Annotated in this window: 14 protein-coding genes; 3 read left to right on the top strand and 11 right to left on the bottom strand. The window is 68.3% G+C overall.

What is annotated here, in order from left to right; all coding sequences use genetic code 11:
* Positions 1-31: 31 nt before the first annotated feature.
* Complete coding sequence (locus tag F5X71_RS13470; RefSeq protein WP_167462245.1) at positions 32-1,354, bottom strand: phosphatase PAP2 family protein; 1,323 nt, start codon at positions 1,352-1,354, stop codon at positions 32-34.
* A gap of 93 nt (positions 1,355-1,447) precedes the next feature.
* Positions 1,448-2,701 (bottom strand): NADH:flavin oxidoreductase/NADH oxidase family protein, encoded by a 1,254-nt coding sequence (locus F5X71_RS13475; protein WP_167462246.1) that lies wholly within the window; start codon positions 2,699-2,701, stop codon positions 1,448-1,450.
* 145 nt (positions 2,702-2,846) lie between these two features.
* On the opposite strand from F5X71_RS13475, the gene F5X71_RS13480 reads away from it, so the two are divergent.
* A complete protein-coding gene (locus F5X71_RS13480; RefSeq protein ID WP_167462247.1) occupies positions 2,847-3,422 on the top strand; it encodes a TetR/AcrR family transcriptional regulator in 576 nt (191 codons plus the stop codon).
* Between the two features lie 61 nt (positions 3,423-3,483).
* Positions 3,484-5,550, top strand: coding sequence for an MMPL family transporter (locus F5X71_RS13485; RefSeq protein ID WP_167462248.1), 2,067 nt, complete (start codon positions 3,484-3,486; stop codon positions 5,548-5,550).
* On the opposite strand, the gene F5X71_RS13490 is transcribed toward F5X71_RS13485, so the two are convergent.
* The 4 genes from F5X71_RS13490 to F5X71_RS13505 form a co-directional block, all read right to left on the bottom strand.
* The gene (locus F5X71_RS13490) at positions 5,508-5,972 is read right to left on the bottom strand and encodes an NUDIX hydrolase (protein WP_167462249.1); all 465 of its coding nucleotides are present in this window, start codon (positions 5,970-5,972) and stop codon (positions 5,508-5,510) included. The two genes, F5X71_RS13485 and F5X71_RS13490, sit on opposite strands and share 43 nt — an antisense overlap.
* Before the next feature lie 52 nt (positions 5,973-6,024).
* Entirely contained in the window at positions 6,025-6,726 is a 702-nt protein-coding gene (locus tag F5X71_RS13495) for an NUDIX hydrolase (protein ID WP_167462250.1), read from the bottom strand.
* 43 nt (positions 6,727-6,769) lie between these two features.
* Positions 6,770-8,494, bottom strand: coding sequence for a DUF3556 domain-containing protein (locus F5X71_RS13500; RefSeq protein ID WP_167462251.1), 1,725 nt, complete (start codon positions 8,492-8,494; stop codon positions 6,770-6,772).
* A 162-nt stretch (positions 8,495-8,656) separates the two neighbouring features.
* Complete coding sequence (locus F5X71_RS13505) at positions 8,657-9,076, bottom strand: pyridoxamine 5'-phosphate oxidase family protein (RefSeq protein WP_174817060.1); 420 nt, start codon at positions 9,074-9,076, stop codon at positions 8,657-8,659.
* Between the two features lie 300 nt (positions 9,077-9,376).
* On the opposite strand from F5X71_RS13505, the gene F5X71_RS13510 reads away from it, so the two are divergent.
* Positions 9,377-9,895 carry a lytic polysaccharide monooxygenase auxiliary activity family 9 protein gene (locus F5X71_RS13510; protein ID WP_167462252.1) on the top strand — a complete coding sequence of 173 codons (519 nt, stop codon included), beginning with the start codon at positions 9,377-9,379 and terminating at the stop codon, positions 9,893-9,895.
* Positions 9,896-9,900: 5 nt separating this feature from the next.
* On the opposite strand, the gene F5X71_RS13515 is transcribed toward F5X71_RS13510, so the two are convergent.
* From F5X71_RS13515 to F5X71_RS13535, 5 genes are read right to left on the bottom strand one after another with little or no spacing between them, the layout of a single operon-like run.
* The gene (locus F5X71_RS13515; protein ID WP_167462253.1) at positions 9,901-10,956 is read right to left on the bottom strand and encodes an N-acetylglucosamine kinase; all 1,056 of its coding nucleotides are present in this window, start codon (positions 10,954-10,956) and stop codon (positions 9,901-9,903) included.
* A 44-nt stretch (positions 10,957-11,000) separates the two neighbouring features.
* The gene (locus tag F5X71_RS13520) at positions 11,001-12,290 is read right to left on the bottom strand and encodes a 6-phospho-beta-glucosidase (RefSeq protein ID WP_203218293.1); all 1,290 of its coding nucleotides are present in this window, start codon (positions 12,288-12,290) and stop codon (positions 11,001-11,003) included.
* On the bottom strand, positions 12,290-13,180 hold the full coding sequence (locus F5X71_RS13525; RefSeq protein WP_167462254.1) for a carbohydrate ABC transporter permease: 891 nt from the start codon (positions 13,178-13,180) through the stop codon (positions 12,290-12,292). Before F5X71_RS13525 ends, F5X71_RS13520 begins: the two co-directional genes overlap by 1 nt.
* 3 nt (positions 13,181-13,183) lie before the next feature.
* Complete coding sequence (locus F5X71_RS13530; protein WP_167462255.1) at positions 13,184-14,137, bottom strand: carbohydrate ABC transporter permease; 954 nt, start codon at positions 14,135-14,137, stop codon at positions 13,184-13,186.
* Positions 14,138-14,143: 6 nt separating this feature from the next.
* Entirely contained in the window at positions 14,144-15,478 is a 1,335-nt protein-coding gene (locus F5X71_RS13535) for an ABC transporter substrate-binding protein (RefSeq protein WP_167462256.1), read from the bottom strand.
* Positions 15,479-15,482: the final 4 nt, after the last annotated feature.

Raw genomic sequence — 15,482 nt, forward strand, 5'->3', positions numbered from 1 at the left:
CGCGGACCGGCCGCGCCGAGTTCCATCGGGATCAGCGAATCGACTGCTCCGCCACGGGCTCTCGGTCGGCACCGAACCACGTCGTGTAGAACGCGTACACCACGACGGCGAACACGGCGAGCACGGCGAGGCCGAACGGGGCCGGGTGCGTCGCCATCGGCAATGCCAGATAGCGGATGCACAGCAGCAGCGCCACGAAGGTGCCGATGCCTAGTGCGACCACGCGGACGCGGACGCGGTCCCAGCCGCGCTCCGGCTCGCGCAGCGCCGATTCGATGGTCAGGCACAGCGTCGCGCCGACGATGAGATCGATGCCGTAGTGCGCGCCGAGGCCCAGGGTCGCGAGCAGCGTGCACACCAGCCAGAAGGCACCGCCCCAGCGCAGCCAGCGTGGGCCGCGGCGGGAGTGGATGAACAGCGACAGCGCCCAGGCGGTGTGCAGTGACGGCATGCAGTTGCGCGGGGTGATCCCGTCGAACGGCATGGCCGCGACCGAGGCTGGTACCGGCGGCACGACATCGGGCCAGACGTTCGCCAACTCCATGCCGTTGCCCCATGATCCGAACGCGAGGATCGGGCCGACGACCGGGAACACCACATAGAAGATCGGCCCGATCAGCCCGAGCGCCAAGAATGTTCGCACCAGATGGTGCCGCGGCCACGCGCCGGTGGTCACCCCGCGCAGCTGCCAGATCGCGACCACGATCGCCGCGGCGGGCAGCTCGAAGTACACCCAGCGCACCACGGCGAGCGGGATCGGGCCCGCGACCTCGAGCGCGTGGCCGACCAGCCAGGACGGGCTGCCGAGCGCCCGATCGGCAAGTTGCACATAGGGATCGAGCACCTGCGGGCAAGCCCACGCGGTGATGTCGAGCCAGATCTCGCCGACCTTCGTGGCGAGGATCAGCAGCGCGCCGAGCGCGATGGTGCGCAGGGCGATCTGTCGCGTCGTCCCGCTACACCGCCAGAGCGCGAACACCGCCAGCGCGGTGAGCGCGATCGTCGGGCCGTTGCCGACGGTGAACGCCCTACCCTCGATCGCCCGGATGAGCACGAAGACCAGATCGATGGCAACGGCCGCGGCGAGCGCGACGATCCGGACCCGGGTCGTGACGCCGACGAGCGCGAGCAGGAACCCGGCCCACGGCGTTGTCGCCGATTTCGGCCTGCCGACGTAGTCCCACGCGAGGCTGGTCAGCGGGCCGAGCGCGTTGATGTGCACGGCCATGAGCTGGCCGAGAACCAGCACGAGCACCGCCGCGGCCAGGGCGGACCAGACCAGCGCCGGTCGCGGTCGGCGCGGCGCGAGCTGCTCGGTGTCGGGCGCGGCTCGCTGCGGGTCGTGGATAAGCATTCGGACATCGTAAACACGATGTGAACGCGACCCCGCAGTCCGGTTAACCGCCGCTGCTCATTGTCACCTTCGCGGCGGTGCGCCGTGGTCGGTTCAGCCGCGCTTGCGCCGGAAGGCGTCGAGGCCGTTGCGGCGCAACATGGTGACGGTGGTCTTCCACCACGGCCGCGCTGGATCGGGGTCGTCGCCCGCGCCGAGCAGATGCAGTTGGTCGGTGTGCCATTGCAGATCGAGCGCGCCGTCGAACGAGCGCAGGCCGGAGAACGAGGCGAGGCGTCCGCGCACGCCGATCGGCACCGTGCGCAATCGATCGTCGCGTTCGGTGATCAGTCCGGTGCCCGCGTCCGTGGTCAGGCAGGTGGGCCTGCCGAGCCCGATCACGTCGCAGTCCGCGGCGGCCAGCGCCTCGGCCATCACCGAGCGGGATCGGAAGCCGCCGGTGACCGCGATGGGCACCCCGGCGGCCGCGGTCCGCACGGTCTGGGCGTAGTCGAGGAAGTAGGCCTCGCGGGCGCGGGTGCTCTCGGCCCGGGTGTCGTTGCGCCCCATCATCGCCGGGGATTCGTAACTGCCGCCGCTGATCTCGATCAGGTCGAGGTGTTCGTGCGCCAGCTGCTCGACGACCGCCCTCGACTCGTCCTCGGTGAAGCCGCCGCGTTGGAAGTCGGCCGAGTTCAGCTTGATGCCGACCGCGAACCCCGGGCTGACGGCGGACCTGATGCGCCGTACCACCTCGAGCACGAACCGGCGCCTGCGCTCGGCATCGCCGCCCCAGCGATCGGTGCGCTGATTGGCCAGCGGCGAGAGGAACTGGGAGACGAGATAGCCGTGGGCGCCGTGAATTTGGACGCCGTCGAACCCCGCGGTCTCCGCGATCTCGGCGGTTGTGGCAAAGCGATCGATGATCGCCTCGATCTCGGCGTCGGTGAGCGCGCGCGGTGTCGGCATGCCGGGGATCTTGGGCGCGATCGCCGACGGCGCGACCGGCCTGGTCCGGGTGGCCAGCGGGTTCGCCTGTCTGCCAGGGTGATTGAGCTGCATCCAGATCGGCGCGCCGCCGTCCTTGGTGGCCTTGGCCCAGCGGCTCAACCCGTCGAGATCGCGGTCGTCGTCGATCACCACATTGCCCGGCTCACCGAGATGCCCGCGATCCACCATCACGTTGCCGGTCACCACCAGCCCGAAACCGCCTGTGCCCCAGCGCGTATAGAGGCGTTCGAGGCGCTGTCCCGGGCTGCCGCCCTGATCGGCCAGGCCCTCGCTGAGCGCCGATTTCATCAGCCGATTGGGCAGTACCTGGCCGCAGGGCAGGGTGAGTTGATCGGACAGCGTCACGGTGGCGGGCATGGGCGGTCCTTCGGTAGCCGTAACTGGGTGTAATAGCCACACCGTAGTAGTATGGTCGTACTACCGCAAGGCCCGGCGTGCGCCGCAGGGGCATGTCCTAGGCTGGGTAGCACGCCGAACCCAGGAGAGAGCAGGAGGCCGCGCGGTGACCACCCGTCCACGTGAGCGGCTGATCGCGGGCACGATCGATCTGATCAGGCGCCGCGGCGTCGCGGGCACCGGCATCACCGAACTGGTGAACTACAGCAACACCGCGCGCCGCTCGATCTACCAGAACTTCCCGCGCGGAAAGCAGGAACTGGTCGAGGAGGCCACCCGCGCGGCGGGCAAGGTCATGGCGGCGGGCATCGCCGCGACCGCGGGCAAGGGCAGCGCGGCGGTCCGGCTCGCCGCGTTCGTGACGACGTGGAAGGAACTGCTGGTCGCCTCCGACTTCACCGCGGGCTGCCCGATCGTCGCGGCCGCACTGGCCGGCTCGGAGGTGCCCGCGGCCCCGGCCATCGCCGCGGAGTCCTTCGCGTCCTGGGAGGCGCTGCTCACCGATCAGCTCACCGCCGAGGGCATCGCCGACGAACCGGCCGCCTCGCTGGCCACCATGGCCGTCGCCGCCATCGAGGGCGCGGTGATCATGGCGATCGCGGGACGCTCGCTCACCCCGCTCGACCGGGTGGCCACTCAACTCGGCAGGCTGCTGGCCATGGAGCCGCGCGCGCAGCGGTGATCGTGCCCACCCGGTCGCGTGGCAGCGCGCGCGTCGGGCGCGGTTCTGTCATGGTGTTGTGATGCGCTTCTGGGATCGGTTCGCGGCCGTCGTCACGGCCGGAAAGTCTTGGGTGCTACTTGTGGCCCTCTTCGCCGTGTCGTTCGGGGTGGCAGGCCTGATCGGTGACAACGATGCCGCGGGCCAGGCGCCGAACTCGTTGCCGGGCAGTGCGGATTCGGCCCGCGTCAAGGAGCTGCTCACCGAGTTTCCCGATGCGGGCACCGCGCCCGCGGTGGTCGTGGTGACCCGCGCCGACGGCGCCGAACTGCGTCCGGAGGATCTGGCGAGCCTGCGCCCGAAGCTCGGCGAGGCGTTCGTGGCGCCGGACCGGAAGGCCGCGATCGGGCGGCTGCCCGTCGACTCGACGCTCAGCGGATTCGCGCTGACCGACCGCATCGACGAGCTGCGCACCGAGGTCAAGCAGGGACAACCCGCCGACCTGCGCATCCAGGTGACCGGTGGTCCCGCGTTCGGCGGCGACATCGCCGATTCGTTCGCGGGCGCGAACATCACCCTGCTCGCGGTGACCGCCGCCGTCGTCGCGTTGCTGCTGATCGCGACCTATCGATCGCCCGTGCTCTGGCTGGTGCCGTTGCTCGTCGTCGGCTCGGCCGACCGGGTCGCGGGCGCCGTCGGCACCGGGCTCGCCCGCTGGACCGGGCTGGCCTTCGACGGTTCCACCTCGGGCATCACCAGCGTGCTCGTCTTCGGCGCCGGGACGAACTATGCGCTGCTGCTGGTTTCGCGCTACCGCGACGAGTTGCACCGGCACCCCGATCATCGCAGCGCGCTGCGGCACGCGGTCCGCCATGCCGGACCGGCGATCCTGGCCAGCAACGTGACCGTCGTCGCCGCGCTGCTGACGCTGCTGCTCGCCTCGCTGCCCAACACCCGCAGCCTCGGTGTCGGCGCGGCCGCCGGACTGCTGGTCGCCCTGGTGTTCGTGCTCGTCGCGCTGCCCGCCGCGCTCGCGCTGTGCGGGCGAAACGTGTTCTGGCCATTCGTGCCCCGCGCCGACGACCGCGTCGCCGCCGAAGCGGGGATCTGGCATTCGATCGCCGACGGGGTCGTGCGCAGGCCGGTGCTGGTGGCCTGCGCTGCGCTGGTCGCGCTCGGTGTGTGCGCGGCCGGGCTGATCGGCGCCGATATCGGGTTGTCGCAAACCGATCAGTTCCGGGTGCGTGCCGAATCCGTCGAGGGCTTCGACACCCTGGCCGCGCATTTCCCCGCCGGTACGGCGAATCCGACCACCGTGCTGGCCCGCACCGACTCGGCGGCCGCGGTCGAACAGGCGCTGCGGGGCGTGCCAGGGGTCACCGACGCGCGGCCCACCGGGACCTCGCCGACCGGGCTGACCCGCTTCTCGGTGGTATTGAACGCCGAACCCGGTTCACCGCAGGCATTCTCGGCCATCGAGGCGATGCGCGCCGCGCTGGCGGACGTGCCGGGCGCGCTCGTCGGCGGCGGTGACGCGGAGGGGCTGGACACCCGCTCGGCCGCCGAACACGATCAGCGCGTGGTGATCCCGACGATCCTGGCCATCGTGACGGTGATCCTGCTCGCGCTCTTGCGGGCGGTGCCCGCCGCGCTGCTGCTGGTAGGAGTCTCGGTGCTCAGCGCGCTGGCCGCGCTGGGGCTGGGCGCGTGGATCAGCTTGCACCTGTTGGGCTTTCCCGCCCTCGATACCAGCGCGCCGCTGTATGCGTTCCTGTTCCTCGTCGCGCTCGGTATCGACTACACGATCTTCCTGGTCACCCGCGCCCAGGAGGAAACGCCGGAGCACGGCAGCACCGGGGGCATCGTGCGCGCGGTCTCGGCCACCGGGTCGGTCATCACCAGCGCGGGCATCGTCCTGGCCGCGGTGTTCTGCGTGCTCGGCGTGCTGCCGCTGATCATCCTCACCCAATTGGGCATCATCGTCGGCCTCGGCATTCTGCTCGACACCTTCCTGGTCCGCACCGTCGTGATCCCAGCCCTTTTCCGCATCGTCGGCGCCAAGATCTGGTGGCCCAACCCGCTCTCGCGCACCCCTGAACCGGAGAACTACCTGGCGTCGCCGATGAGGGAGGGTTCGGGCCAGCCGTAGACACCGAAGTGCTCGCCGCGGCGGTAGAGGTCCAGGCCGGCGCGGGTGCTTTGGATGGTATTGCCGGGGAGTTCGTCGAGCGGGAACCAGCGCAGTTCCGAGCAGGACTCCGGTTCCCGGTTGTAGGGCTCGCCGGACCAGGTGCGGGCGTGGAAGACGAACACGATCCGGGTCTGGCCGGGCGGGTGCTGGATGTGGATCGAGGCGGCCAGGTCGATGTCGTCCCGGTTCAGCCGGATCCCGATCTCCTCGTCGGCCTCGCGGATGATGGCGGTGAGCACGTCCTCGCCCTCGTCGAGTTTGCCGCCGGGGGCGTTCCACTGCCCATCGGCGAACCCGGTGTTGCGCCGGCGCGCGAGCAGCACCCGCCCGTTCTCGATCAGCAACAGTTGTACGCCGACGATGGTGCGGAAGATGGTCACCGGGCCTCCTGATCGGGTATGGGCACCGAGCATGCCACGTCCGGCATGGTCGTCAGTGCTGGGTCCAGTCGGGTTGGGTGAAATGGGCGACGCGGGCGCTGTCGTGGTCGCGGCCGAGCAGGACGATCTCGCGGAACTGCCAGAGCAGCGCGCCGGTGGGCGCGTGGATCGTCATGTCGTCGCCGAGCCGCATCTGCAGCAGGCGCGCGTCGCCCGCCGCCGCGGGCGCGGTGGGCGCGTCACGTAATTCCGCCTGCGGGACGGCCTGGTGCGGTGGCACCCAGTGCGGCACGTCATCGGCGGCGAGCCGGTCGAGATTCACCAGGTGCACCGAGTGGACCTCGTCGGGGTTCGGCGTCAGTTCGGCCGCGTCGGGCAGCGCGGCGAGGAACGGTGTGATCACGAAACCCGAGGCGGCGGGGAAATCGTCGAGCTCGCCGAGCAGGTCGGTGGACGTGGCGGTCATGCCGAGTTCCTCGTGCAGTTCCCGCAATACGGCCTGCGCGGCGGACTCGCCCGGGTCGAGCCTGCCGCCGGGCAGGCCCCACTGTCCCGCGTTGCGCCCGCGGTAGGCCCGCCGGATGACGATCACCGCGGGGGAGCCGTCGGCCTGGCCGACCACACACAGCAGCACGGCGGCCCGGCGCAGGCCGGGCTCGTCGGGGACCGAGGTCCTGACGAACCGACGCAACCGGGTGCGGGCGAGGACGCGGAACTCGTCCACGCTCTCGGGCAGGAACGGTCCGGGAGTCATGCGATCGATCTTGCCGCACTCCGGCGATACTCGTTCGCCGAGTTCACTTTCCCGGCTCGACACGCACCGGTACGTCGTCGTCCCATGGCTGGCGGGTGACCATGTCGGCGACGCGGACGACACCGCGCTCGAACTCGCCGGTGGCGGCGTCCACCAGCCGGTAGGCCTGGGTGCCCCGGTGGATCGGCTGCGCGTCCAGCAGCACCACGCGCACTTCACCGGGTTCGAAGTGACACCGCTGCTGCAGTGCGGCGATGAGTTGCTCGTTGTGCATGTGCCCGTCGCCGAAGTTCCACCCGACCGCGGTGGCGCAGATCCGTTCCCCGTCGGTGAGCACGTAGTCGTCCTCGTGTCCGGCGGGCATCGCCCGGTGCACCAGCGTGAACAGGGCGCGGCCGTGGGTGTTCATGGCGCGGAAGGCATATCCCATGTACATCGGAACCTCTGCGCGGTCCTTCCCGTAGAACCGCTCCAATTGGGCCTGCGGCATGCTCGCGATCGCGACGACGTGCCTGCCGATCTTCGCGGCCGCGGCCGGGGTGACGCACCACATCGTGGTATCCCAGTTGCCCGCGTAGTAGCGCATGCCGGGTAGGAAGGAAATCTTGCGGGGGAACAGATTTCCGGCGACCACCAGGCCGACGAGCGCGACGAACAGCAGCGCCACCGGCACCGGCTGTGTCAGCGAACGCAGGCCGAGATCGGCGTGCGCCACGAACAACACCAGCACCCCGAAGATCATGAAGACGTTCCACTCCAGCGGAACCCCCATCGGCACCGCCGTCAGGATGACCAGGTGGAAGCCGATCATCACGATCGCCGCCACCGCGGTCACCGGACCGCCGGGGGCGAAGAACAGGATCACCGGCACGCCCATCTCGACGACGGTCCCGCCGTGCGCGAATACCCGCGACAGCAGGCCGGGCCGCAGATCGTCGGGAAAGTTCTCGAAGAACCGGCGCTTGAGCGACTTGTGCCGCAGCAGCGGGCTGTTCGACATCATCGTGGACACCACGAACGGGAAATGCTTGTTCAGCTTCGAGGTCGCCGCGCCCATCCAGATCACCACGAACACCACCTTCGCGGCGACGATCGAATCGGCGCCCGCGAACAGGAAGACCATCGTCAGCGTCGCGTAGACCTCACCAAGCGCCGCCAGGAAGATCACCTTGTCGCGCAACCCGATCGCGGCGAGCAGCACGAGGATCATCACGATCTCCCACCGCGGCAGCAGCCCGACGGCGGTGCCGAGCTCCGGTATCGGGCCGGTGCCGTCGGACAGCAGCGCGACCGGGATCGCCACCAGCAGTGCCGCGTACAGCGCGATGTCGGCGGGAGCGCGTTCGGTGCCCTTGGTCATCGGCACCCGATCCGGCCACGGTGGCAGCCGAATCGTCTTGGGCCGCAACCAATACAGGATCGAACCGAACGGCGGGAAGAACCTGTTGTTCAGCGGGCCGAATCCGCAGCCGAGCCCGACCACCTCGAACAGCAGCGTATACAGCACCACTTTTTGGAAGACGATCGGCTCCGACCACCATTGCCCGATGTCGGTGAATCCGTCGATGCCTTTGGTGGCCAGCACGATCGACCAGCCGCCGAGCAGGTAACAAAAGATCTTGGCCACATAGCACAGATGCAGCGCGATCGGGGTGCCGAAACCCACCTCGGCCCAATGCCGGGCCATCGGCCGAATCCGTTCGCCGCGTGTGCCTTTGCGCCATTCCGGCAGATCGACCACCGGCAGGTCGGGCTCGAGAAATCCCATCAGCGCGCTCCGATCGACAACGCCGGGGCCCGCCGAATCAGGACCTCGCGGTCCCTGGATACGTTGGCAGTCGCGACATTTGCTGTCAATCGACCGGCCCGGCTCGCGCACTCACCGGGACGGTCGGTTGACAGGTGTGCGGTTCGAGTGAGCGCTGGCGCGCTACTCCTTGGAGTAGTCCGTGCTCAGCCACTTCTCCGGCCGCAGGCTGACCAGGATCGAGGCCTCGGAGAGGTACTGGGCGGCGAAGGCCTTGCCTTCTTCTGGACCGAGGTAGCGCTCGGCGATGGCCAGGACATCGGCTTCGGTGGCGCGCTCGATGCTGGTGACCGTGCCCTCCACCGTGACGTACCGGTACGGCGGCTGCTCCACCTGCGCGGTGAGCGCGAAGCGGCCCGCGGCCCGGATCAGGCGCTCCTTCACCGATCCGTTGTCGGTCCAGATCTTCACCTCGCCGCCCGGTTCGTACCCGTACCAGATCGGCACCGCGAGCGGCGCGCGATCGGCGCGTTCGATCGCGATCACCCCCACGTGCAGCTCCGCCAGGAACTTCTCCCGTTCATCGCTGGTCATCTTCGCCATCGCAGATCCTTTCGGTAGGCAGTGTCCTCCACGACGAACCTTGCGACACCGGGATCTATTCCGTATGCCGGAAGATCGAAATTCGCTATTGCGTGATGAGCAATGCGAGAAAATGATCTCACCGTGAATGGCGAGGAATGCCGGTGGTGCGAGTCTATTTCGTTATTTACGGTCCCCAGTTGCCTCCCCACTCCTGTGCACTCGACCAATTATATGGCGGCGCTTTAAAGTTCGAATACCTACCGCATCGAGCCGAAATTTTGGCCGACTATTGCCCATTCCGGGCACAGGGAGTCACCCATGTTCAACAGAAGAATGCTGTCCATCCTCACGGCGGCAGGTCTGGCACCGTTCGTCGTCGCCGTGCTGCCCGCGGGGCCTGCCAACGCGCACGGCTATATTTCGTCGCCTGCCAGCAGGCAGGCGCAGTGCGCGCAGAACCAATTGCCCTGCGGCCCCATCAAATGGGAGCCGCAGAGCGTCGAGGGCCCCAAAGGGCAGCGCAATTGCAGCGCCGGTGACCGGCGCTGGGCCGAACTCGACGACGACAGCAAGCCGTGGAAGGTCCACCAGGTCGGCAGTACGGTGACCTTCACCTGGACCTTCACCGCCCGCCACCGTACCACCAACTACGAGTACTGGATCGGCAACACCAAGGTCGCCGATATCAGCGGCAACAACCGGCCGCCGGGTGCGACCGAGACGCACACCGTCAATCTCGGCAGCTTCACCGGAAAGCAGAAGTTGCGCAGCGTGTGGAATATCGCCGATACGCCGAATGCCTTCTACTCCTGCGTCGATCTGCAGATCGGCCGGTAGTCGGCTCAGGCCAACTGACCCATCTCGCTGGCGAACCCGGACCGGCCCTCGGGCGGCTCCTGCGCGCTCGGATAAGCAGCGCGTAGCCGCCGTTGCGCCGCCGGGCTCGCCGCGAGATGGTCCAGCCCGAGCAGCGCGGCGCCGAGAACCGGTGGGGCAACGACGATTCGTGGCTCCGCCAACGGCGCCGCCGCGGTCAGCCTGGCCCGGATGTTGTCGATCAGCAGCGGTTGCCGCGCGGCAAGCACGCCACCACCCAGGATCACCGGGGTCGGTTCGTCGAGCAGCTCGAGTTTGCGCAGGGCGACCAGCGCGAGCCTGGTGATCTCGTCGGCTTGCCGATCGATCAGCCGCAGCGCGGTCGGGTCGCCCGCCGCCGCCACCTCGAACAGCACCGGAACCAGCTCGTGCAGCCGGGGTTCGGGCAGCTGACCCAGGTGGATCGCCTCGGCGACCGCGTTGGCCCCGGCCAGCCCGAAGTACTCGCCGATGGCGTCGGACAGTGCCGTCGGCTCGCCCCTGCCGTCCTCGGCGCGTGCGGCGTACCACATCGCCGCCGCCGACATTCCGCCCCCGCCACCCCAATCTCCGGTGAGCACGCCGAGCGCGGGGAAGCGTGCGGTGCGCCCGTCCGGTCGCATTCCGGCGCAGTTGATCCCGGCGCCGCAGACCACCGCGACGCCGCACGGACCGTCGGTGCCCGCGCGCAACAGGCCGAAGGTGTCGTTGGCTACGCCGACCGAGAGCCCCCACGGCCTGCCCGCGATGGCGGCGTGGAATCGGCGCTCCTCGATCGGCAGGTCGACGTTGGCCATGCAGGCGCTCACCCGGGTGGTGAGGATGCGGCCCCGAGCGAGTCCGGCTTGTTCGGCGACGGCGTCGACCAGCGGGGTGAGCCCGGCGATCGCCTGCTCGGCACCGTCGCGATACGGCTGATAGCCGCCGCCGCGGACCGCGGCGAGGACCGATCCGTCGATCGCGACCAGAGCCACGTCGGTCTTGCTGTTGCCCGCGTCGATCGCAAGCACGCCAGGAACCTGCTCGTTCTGTGGGAGTTTCATCAAACGCTTCCCCCGCCAGCAGTGCACGGTGTTGGTCGGCATGGTCACGCCCAGCTCAGGTGTGCGCGGTTGTGCGCGATCAGCCGGTCGGTGAGCTGCTCGGCCAGCTCGTACTGGCCGACCAGTGGATGGGCGAGCAGCGCGTCGAAGACGAGTTCGCGCCCGCCCTCGACCGCGGCACGCAACGCCAGCCGTTCGTAGGCGGTCACGTGCGCGACCAGACCGCCGAAGCGGGGGTCAAGCGGTGGCTGCGGCAGCGGGTGGACCCCGGTCGCGTCCACCCGCGCGGGCACCTCGATCACCGCGTCGTCGGGCAGCGACGGCAGGGTGCCGTCGTTGCGGGTGTTGACCACCTGCACGCCCGCCCCGGCGCCGGTACCGAGCAGCGCGGCGATCAGCTGCACCGCGGCCTCGGAATAGAAAGCGCCACCGCGTTTTCCGAGCAGTTCGGGTTTCGTGTCCAGGGTCGGGTCGGCGTACATGGCCAGCAGTTGCCGCTCCAGCTCGGCCACTTCGGCGGCTCGCGAGCCCTTCGCGCGCAGCTCCTCGACGACGGTGTCGTGCTGGTAGAAGTACCGCAGGTAGTACGACGGGACGACGCCGAGATGCCGCAGCAGTGCGAGCGGCAGGCGGGTGTCGGCGGCGATGTCCGCGCCGAAATCGGCGAGCAGTTTGGGCAGCGCCTCGTAACCTGTTGTCGCGCCGGGACTATCGAGCACGGTGACGCCACGCTCCCAGGTGAGGTGATTGAGCCCGACGTGGTCGAGCCGAACCAGATCCGGCTCGACACCCAGGTGCGCCGCGAACTTTCGCTGGAAGTCGATGGCCACGTTGCACAGTCCGACGGCCTTGTGCCCGGCCGTCTGCAAGGCCCGTGTGACGATGCCGACCGGGTTGGTGAAATCGATGATCCAGGCATCCGGGTTGGCCCTGCGGATGTGCTCGGCGAGCTCGAGCACCACCGGCACGGTGCGCAGCGCCTTGGCCAGACCGCCCGCACCGGTGGTTTCCTGTCCGACGCAACCACATTCGAGCGGCCAGGTCTCGTCCTCGGTGCGCGCCGCCTGCCCGCCGACGCGCAGCTGGAGCAGCACGGCGTCGGCGCCGTCGGCCCCGGCCGCGACCGACGGCGCGGTGGACACCCGGACCCCGCTGCCCTGTTTCTCGAACATCCGCCGGGCCAGCGCGGCGATCAAGGCCACCCGTTCGGTCGCCGGGTCGATCAGGATGATCTCGTCGATCGGCAGGGTGTCGCGCAGCCGCGTGAAACCATCGATCAGCTCGGGTGTGTAGGTGGAACCGCCGCCGACGACGGCCAATTTCAGTGCGGGCATCAGCCTTTCACCCCTGTCAGTGTCACGCCTTCGATGAAAGCCTTCTGCGCGAAGAAGAAGATGATGATCACCGGAGCCATCACCAGGACGGTGGCGGCCATGGTGAGGTTCCAGTTGGTGTGGTGGGCGGCCTTGAACGATTCCAGCCCATAGCTGAGCGTCCACGCGCCCGGGTTCTCGCTGGCATAGATCTGCGGTCCGAAATAGTCGTTCCAGCAATAGAAGAACTGGAACAGCGTCACCGCGGCGATGGCCGGGCGCGCCATCGGCAGCACGATCCGCAACAGAATGCGCAATTCACCGCAGCCGTCGATGCGCGCGGCCTCGAGATAGTCGTCGGGAATGGTCAGCAAGAACTGACGCAGCAGGAATATCGAGAACGCCTCGCCGAAGGCCAGCGGGATGATCAGCGGCCACAGCGAGCCGGTGAGATGAAACTGCTTGGACCACACCAGGTACATGGGGATTACGGTGACCTGCGGCGGCAGCATCATCATCGAGATGACCGCCATCAACGCTAGATTGCGGCCGCGGAAGCGGAATTTCGCGAGCGCGTAGGCCGCCGGAATGCTCGACAGCAGCGTCAGCGCCGTCCCCGCGCCCGCGTACAGCAGCGTGTTGCGCCACCAGCCGAGAAAGCCCGGCGTCCGCCACACCTCGACGTAGTTGCGCCACTGCCACTGCGCGGGCCACAGATCCGAGGTCAGCGCCTGTCTGTCTGTCATCACCGAGGTCAGGAAGACGAACACGAACGGCAGGATGAACAGCAGCGCGACCGCGATCGCGATCGAATGCAGTGCCACCCAGTTCAATACGCCCTTGCGGCGGGTGCCCTTGGGCTCGATCCGATCGGGTAGGACCGGCGCGGGCAGCGTCGTGGCCATGGTCATCGCTCAGTCCTCCAGGAAGCCGGATCTACGCCGTAGCAGTAACGAGGTGAAGGCCATCGACAGGGTGAACAGGATGACCGCGACTACGCACGCAGAGCCGATGTCGAATCGCTGGAAGCCCAGGTTGTAGACCATCTGCGGCAGCGTCCAGGTCGAGCCGTGCGGATAGCCCGGCTCGAAAGGCTCACCGGCGCTGCCGATCTTGCCGCTGGCCACCTTTCCCGCGACGATCGCCTGGGTGTAGTACTGCATCGTCTGGATCACCCCGGTCACCACCGCGAACAGGATGATCGGCGTGATGTTCGGCAGGGTGACGTAGCGGAACCGGTGCCACGGGCCCGCGCCGTCGAGTTCGGCCGCCTCGTACTGCTCCCGGGAAACGTCGAGCAGCGCCGCGGTGAAGATGACCATCAGGTCGCCGATGCCCCACAGCGCGAGCATGGTCAGCGCGGGTTTGGACCAGGCGGGATCGGTGAACCAACCCGGTTGCGGCAGACCGAGACTCCCGAGCAGGTGGTTGACCGGCCCGGTGCCGGGGTTGAGCAGGAACGCGAAGGCCATCGTCGCCGCCACCGGCGGGGCCAGGTACGGCAGATAGAGCACCGTGCGCAGCAGCCCGGCCCCGGTCTTGAGCTTGGTGACCAGCAGACCGATGCCGAGCCCGAAGATCACCCGCAGCGCGACCATCACCACGATCAGCCACAGCGTGTTGGCGAGTCCCTTCCAGAAGAACGGGTACTTGTCCAGGACATAGTTCCAGTTCTTCAGGCCCGCGAACGTCGGCGCGGTGAAGCCGTCGTAGCGCATGAACGAGAAGTAGATCGTGGACAGCAGCGGGTAGGCGAAGAAGCAGCCGAACCCGATCAGCGCGGGCGCGAGGAAGGCGAAGGTGCGCAGTGCGTCCTTGCGGCGCTTACGTTTCAGCGCCGCAGGGACGCCCTGATGCCGGAGTAACATCGCCGGTCACTTCGCCTGGTCGATCGCCTCGTCGATTTCCTTGGCGGTGGCGGCCAAGCCGGCGCGCAGGTCGGGTTGCTTGCCCGCCTCGTACTCGTAGCCGAAATTGCGCAGCGAGAGCTGGTACGCGCCGCCGTTGATGCTCGACGGTGTGGTGGAGGAGTGCGGGTTCTTCGCGATGTCGAGGAAGGTTCGGAAGTTGGCGTCGGCCTTCAGCTTCGGCGAGTCGAGCGCGGCCTTGGTGCTCGGCACGTTGTGGATGGCGTTGGCGAAGCTGACCACCGCGTCGGTGTCGGTCGTCAGGAACTTCACCAATTGCCAAGCGGCGGTTTGCTTTCGGCTGGAGTTGGCGACGCCGATAATGGTGCCGGTCTGGTAGCCGCGACCGTAGGTGTCGGCCTGATCGTCGGGGACCGGGAACGGCGCGGTGGCCCACTCGAAGCTCACTGGGTCGACCGCGAGCGAGGCGGTGCGCCACTCGCCGTCGAGGGACATGGCGACCTGACCGGTGTGGAACGGATTGTTGGCGCTGAACTCGTCGCCGAATCCGGTGCGGTACTTCTCCAATTTGTCGAAGCCGCCGAGCGTCGCGATCATCCGCTTCTGCCACTCGAACATCGCGGCCACCCGGGGATCGGTGGCGATATTCGACTTGCCGTCGGGGCCGAAGTAGTCGGCGCCGAACTGGCCTAGGTAGTGCGTCACCGTGGTCTCGTAGCCGTGATAGTTCGGCATGAAACCGAGCTGCCGGAAGCCGTCGCCCTCGGGGATGGTCAGTTTGACGGCGGCGGCCTCGAACTCGCTGAAGGTCTTCGGCGGCGCGGTGATGCCCGCGGCGGCGAACGCGGTCTTGTTGTAGAACAGGCCGTAGGCGTCACCGAGCAGCGGTAGCGCGCACTGATTGCCTTGGTATCGGGTGTATTCCAGCATCGTCGCCGGGAAGGTGGCGGCGGGATCGATGCCGTCTTTCCGCAGGAACGGCGTCAGATCGGCCCACACCTTCGCGGAGCAGAACTTGCCGACCTGGTCGGTGGTGAAGGAGGACACCACATCCGGCGCGTCCGGACCGCCCGCCCGCAGCGCCTGCTCGCTCTTGTCGTCGGCGATGTTGCCGACCAGCTTGACATGGATGTTGGGGTGCTGCTGCTCGAACGCGGCGACGTTGGCCTCGATGGCCCGCACCTCGTTGTCCTGACTCCAGCCGTGCCAGAAGGTGATGGTCACGTCCTTGCCCTCGGCCGAACCGTCGTCGCCGCCACCGGAATTGGTGCCGGTACAGGCGCTGACCAGCAGGGCGACGGTGGTGCATGCGGTGAGCGCTGCGAGTGTTGTTCTGCGCATGTGA

This window comes from Nocardia brasiliensis (assembly GCF_011801125.1).
In the GTDB taxonomy this organism is placed as follows: domain Bacteria; phylum Actinomycetota; class Actinomycetes; order Mycobacteriales; family Mycobacteriaceae; genus Nocardia; species Nocardia brasiliensis_C.

Excerpts from the sequence above, each read along its gene's own strand:
- F5X71_RS13470 (WP_167462245.1), bottom strand. The coding sequence starts at position 1,354 with ATGCTTATCCACGACCCGCAGCGAGCCGCGCCCGACACCGAGCAGCTC.
- F5X71_RS13475 (WP_167462246.1), bottom strand. The coding sequence starts at position 2,701 with ATGCCCGCCACCGTGACGCTGTCCGATCAACTCACCCTGCCCTGCGGC.
- F5X71_RS13485 (WP_167462248.1), top strand. The coding sequence starts at position 3,484 with ATGCGCTTCTGGGATCGGTTCGCGGCCGTCGTCACGGCCGGAAAGTCT.
- F5X71_RS13495 (WP_167462250.1), bottom strand. The coding sequence starts at position 6,726 with ATGACTCCCGGACCGTTCCTGCCCGAGAGCGTGGACGAGTTCCGCGTC.
- F5X71_RS13500 (WP_167462251.1), bottom strand. The coding sequence starts at position 8,494 with ATGGGATTTCTCGAGCCCGACCTGCCGGTGGTCGATCTGCCGGAATGG.
- F5X71_RS13505 (WP_174817060.1), bottom strand. The coding sequence starts at position 9,076 with ATGGCGAAGATGACCAGCGATGAACGGGAGAAGTTCCTGGCGGAGCTG.
- F5X71_RS13510 (WP_167462252.1), top strand. The coding sequence starts at position 9,377 with ATGTTCAACAGAAGAATGCTGTCCATCCTCACGGCGGCAGGTCTGGCA.
- F5X71_RS13515 (WP_167462253.1), bottom strand. The coding sequence starts at position 10,956 with ATGAAACTCCCACAGAACGAGCAGGTTCCTGGCGTGCTTGCGATCGAC.
- F5X71_RS13520 (WP_203218293.1), bottom strand. The coding sequence starts at position 12,290 with ATGCCCGCACTGAAATTGGCCGTCGTCGGCGGCGGTTCCACCTACACA.
- F5X71_RS13525 (WP_167462254.1), bottom strand. The coding sequence starts at position 13,180 with ATGACCATGGCCACGACGCTGCCCGCGCCGGTCCTACCCGATCGGATC.
- F5X71_RS13530 (WP_167462255.1), bottom strand. The coding sequence starts at position 14,137 with ATGTTACTCCGGCATCAGGGCGTCCCTGCGGCGCTGAAACGTAAGCGC.
- F5X71_RS13535 (WP_167462256.1), bottom strand. The coding sequence starts at position 15,478 with ATGCGCAGAACAACACTCGCAGCGCTCACCGCATGCACCACCGTCGCC.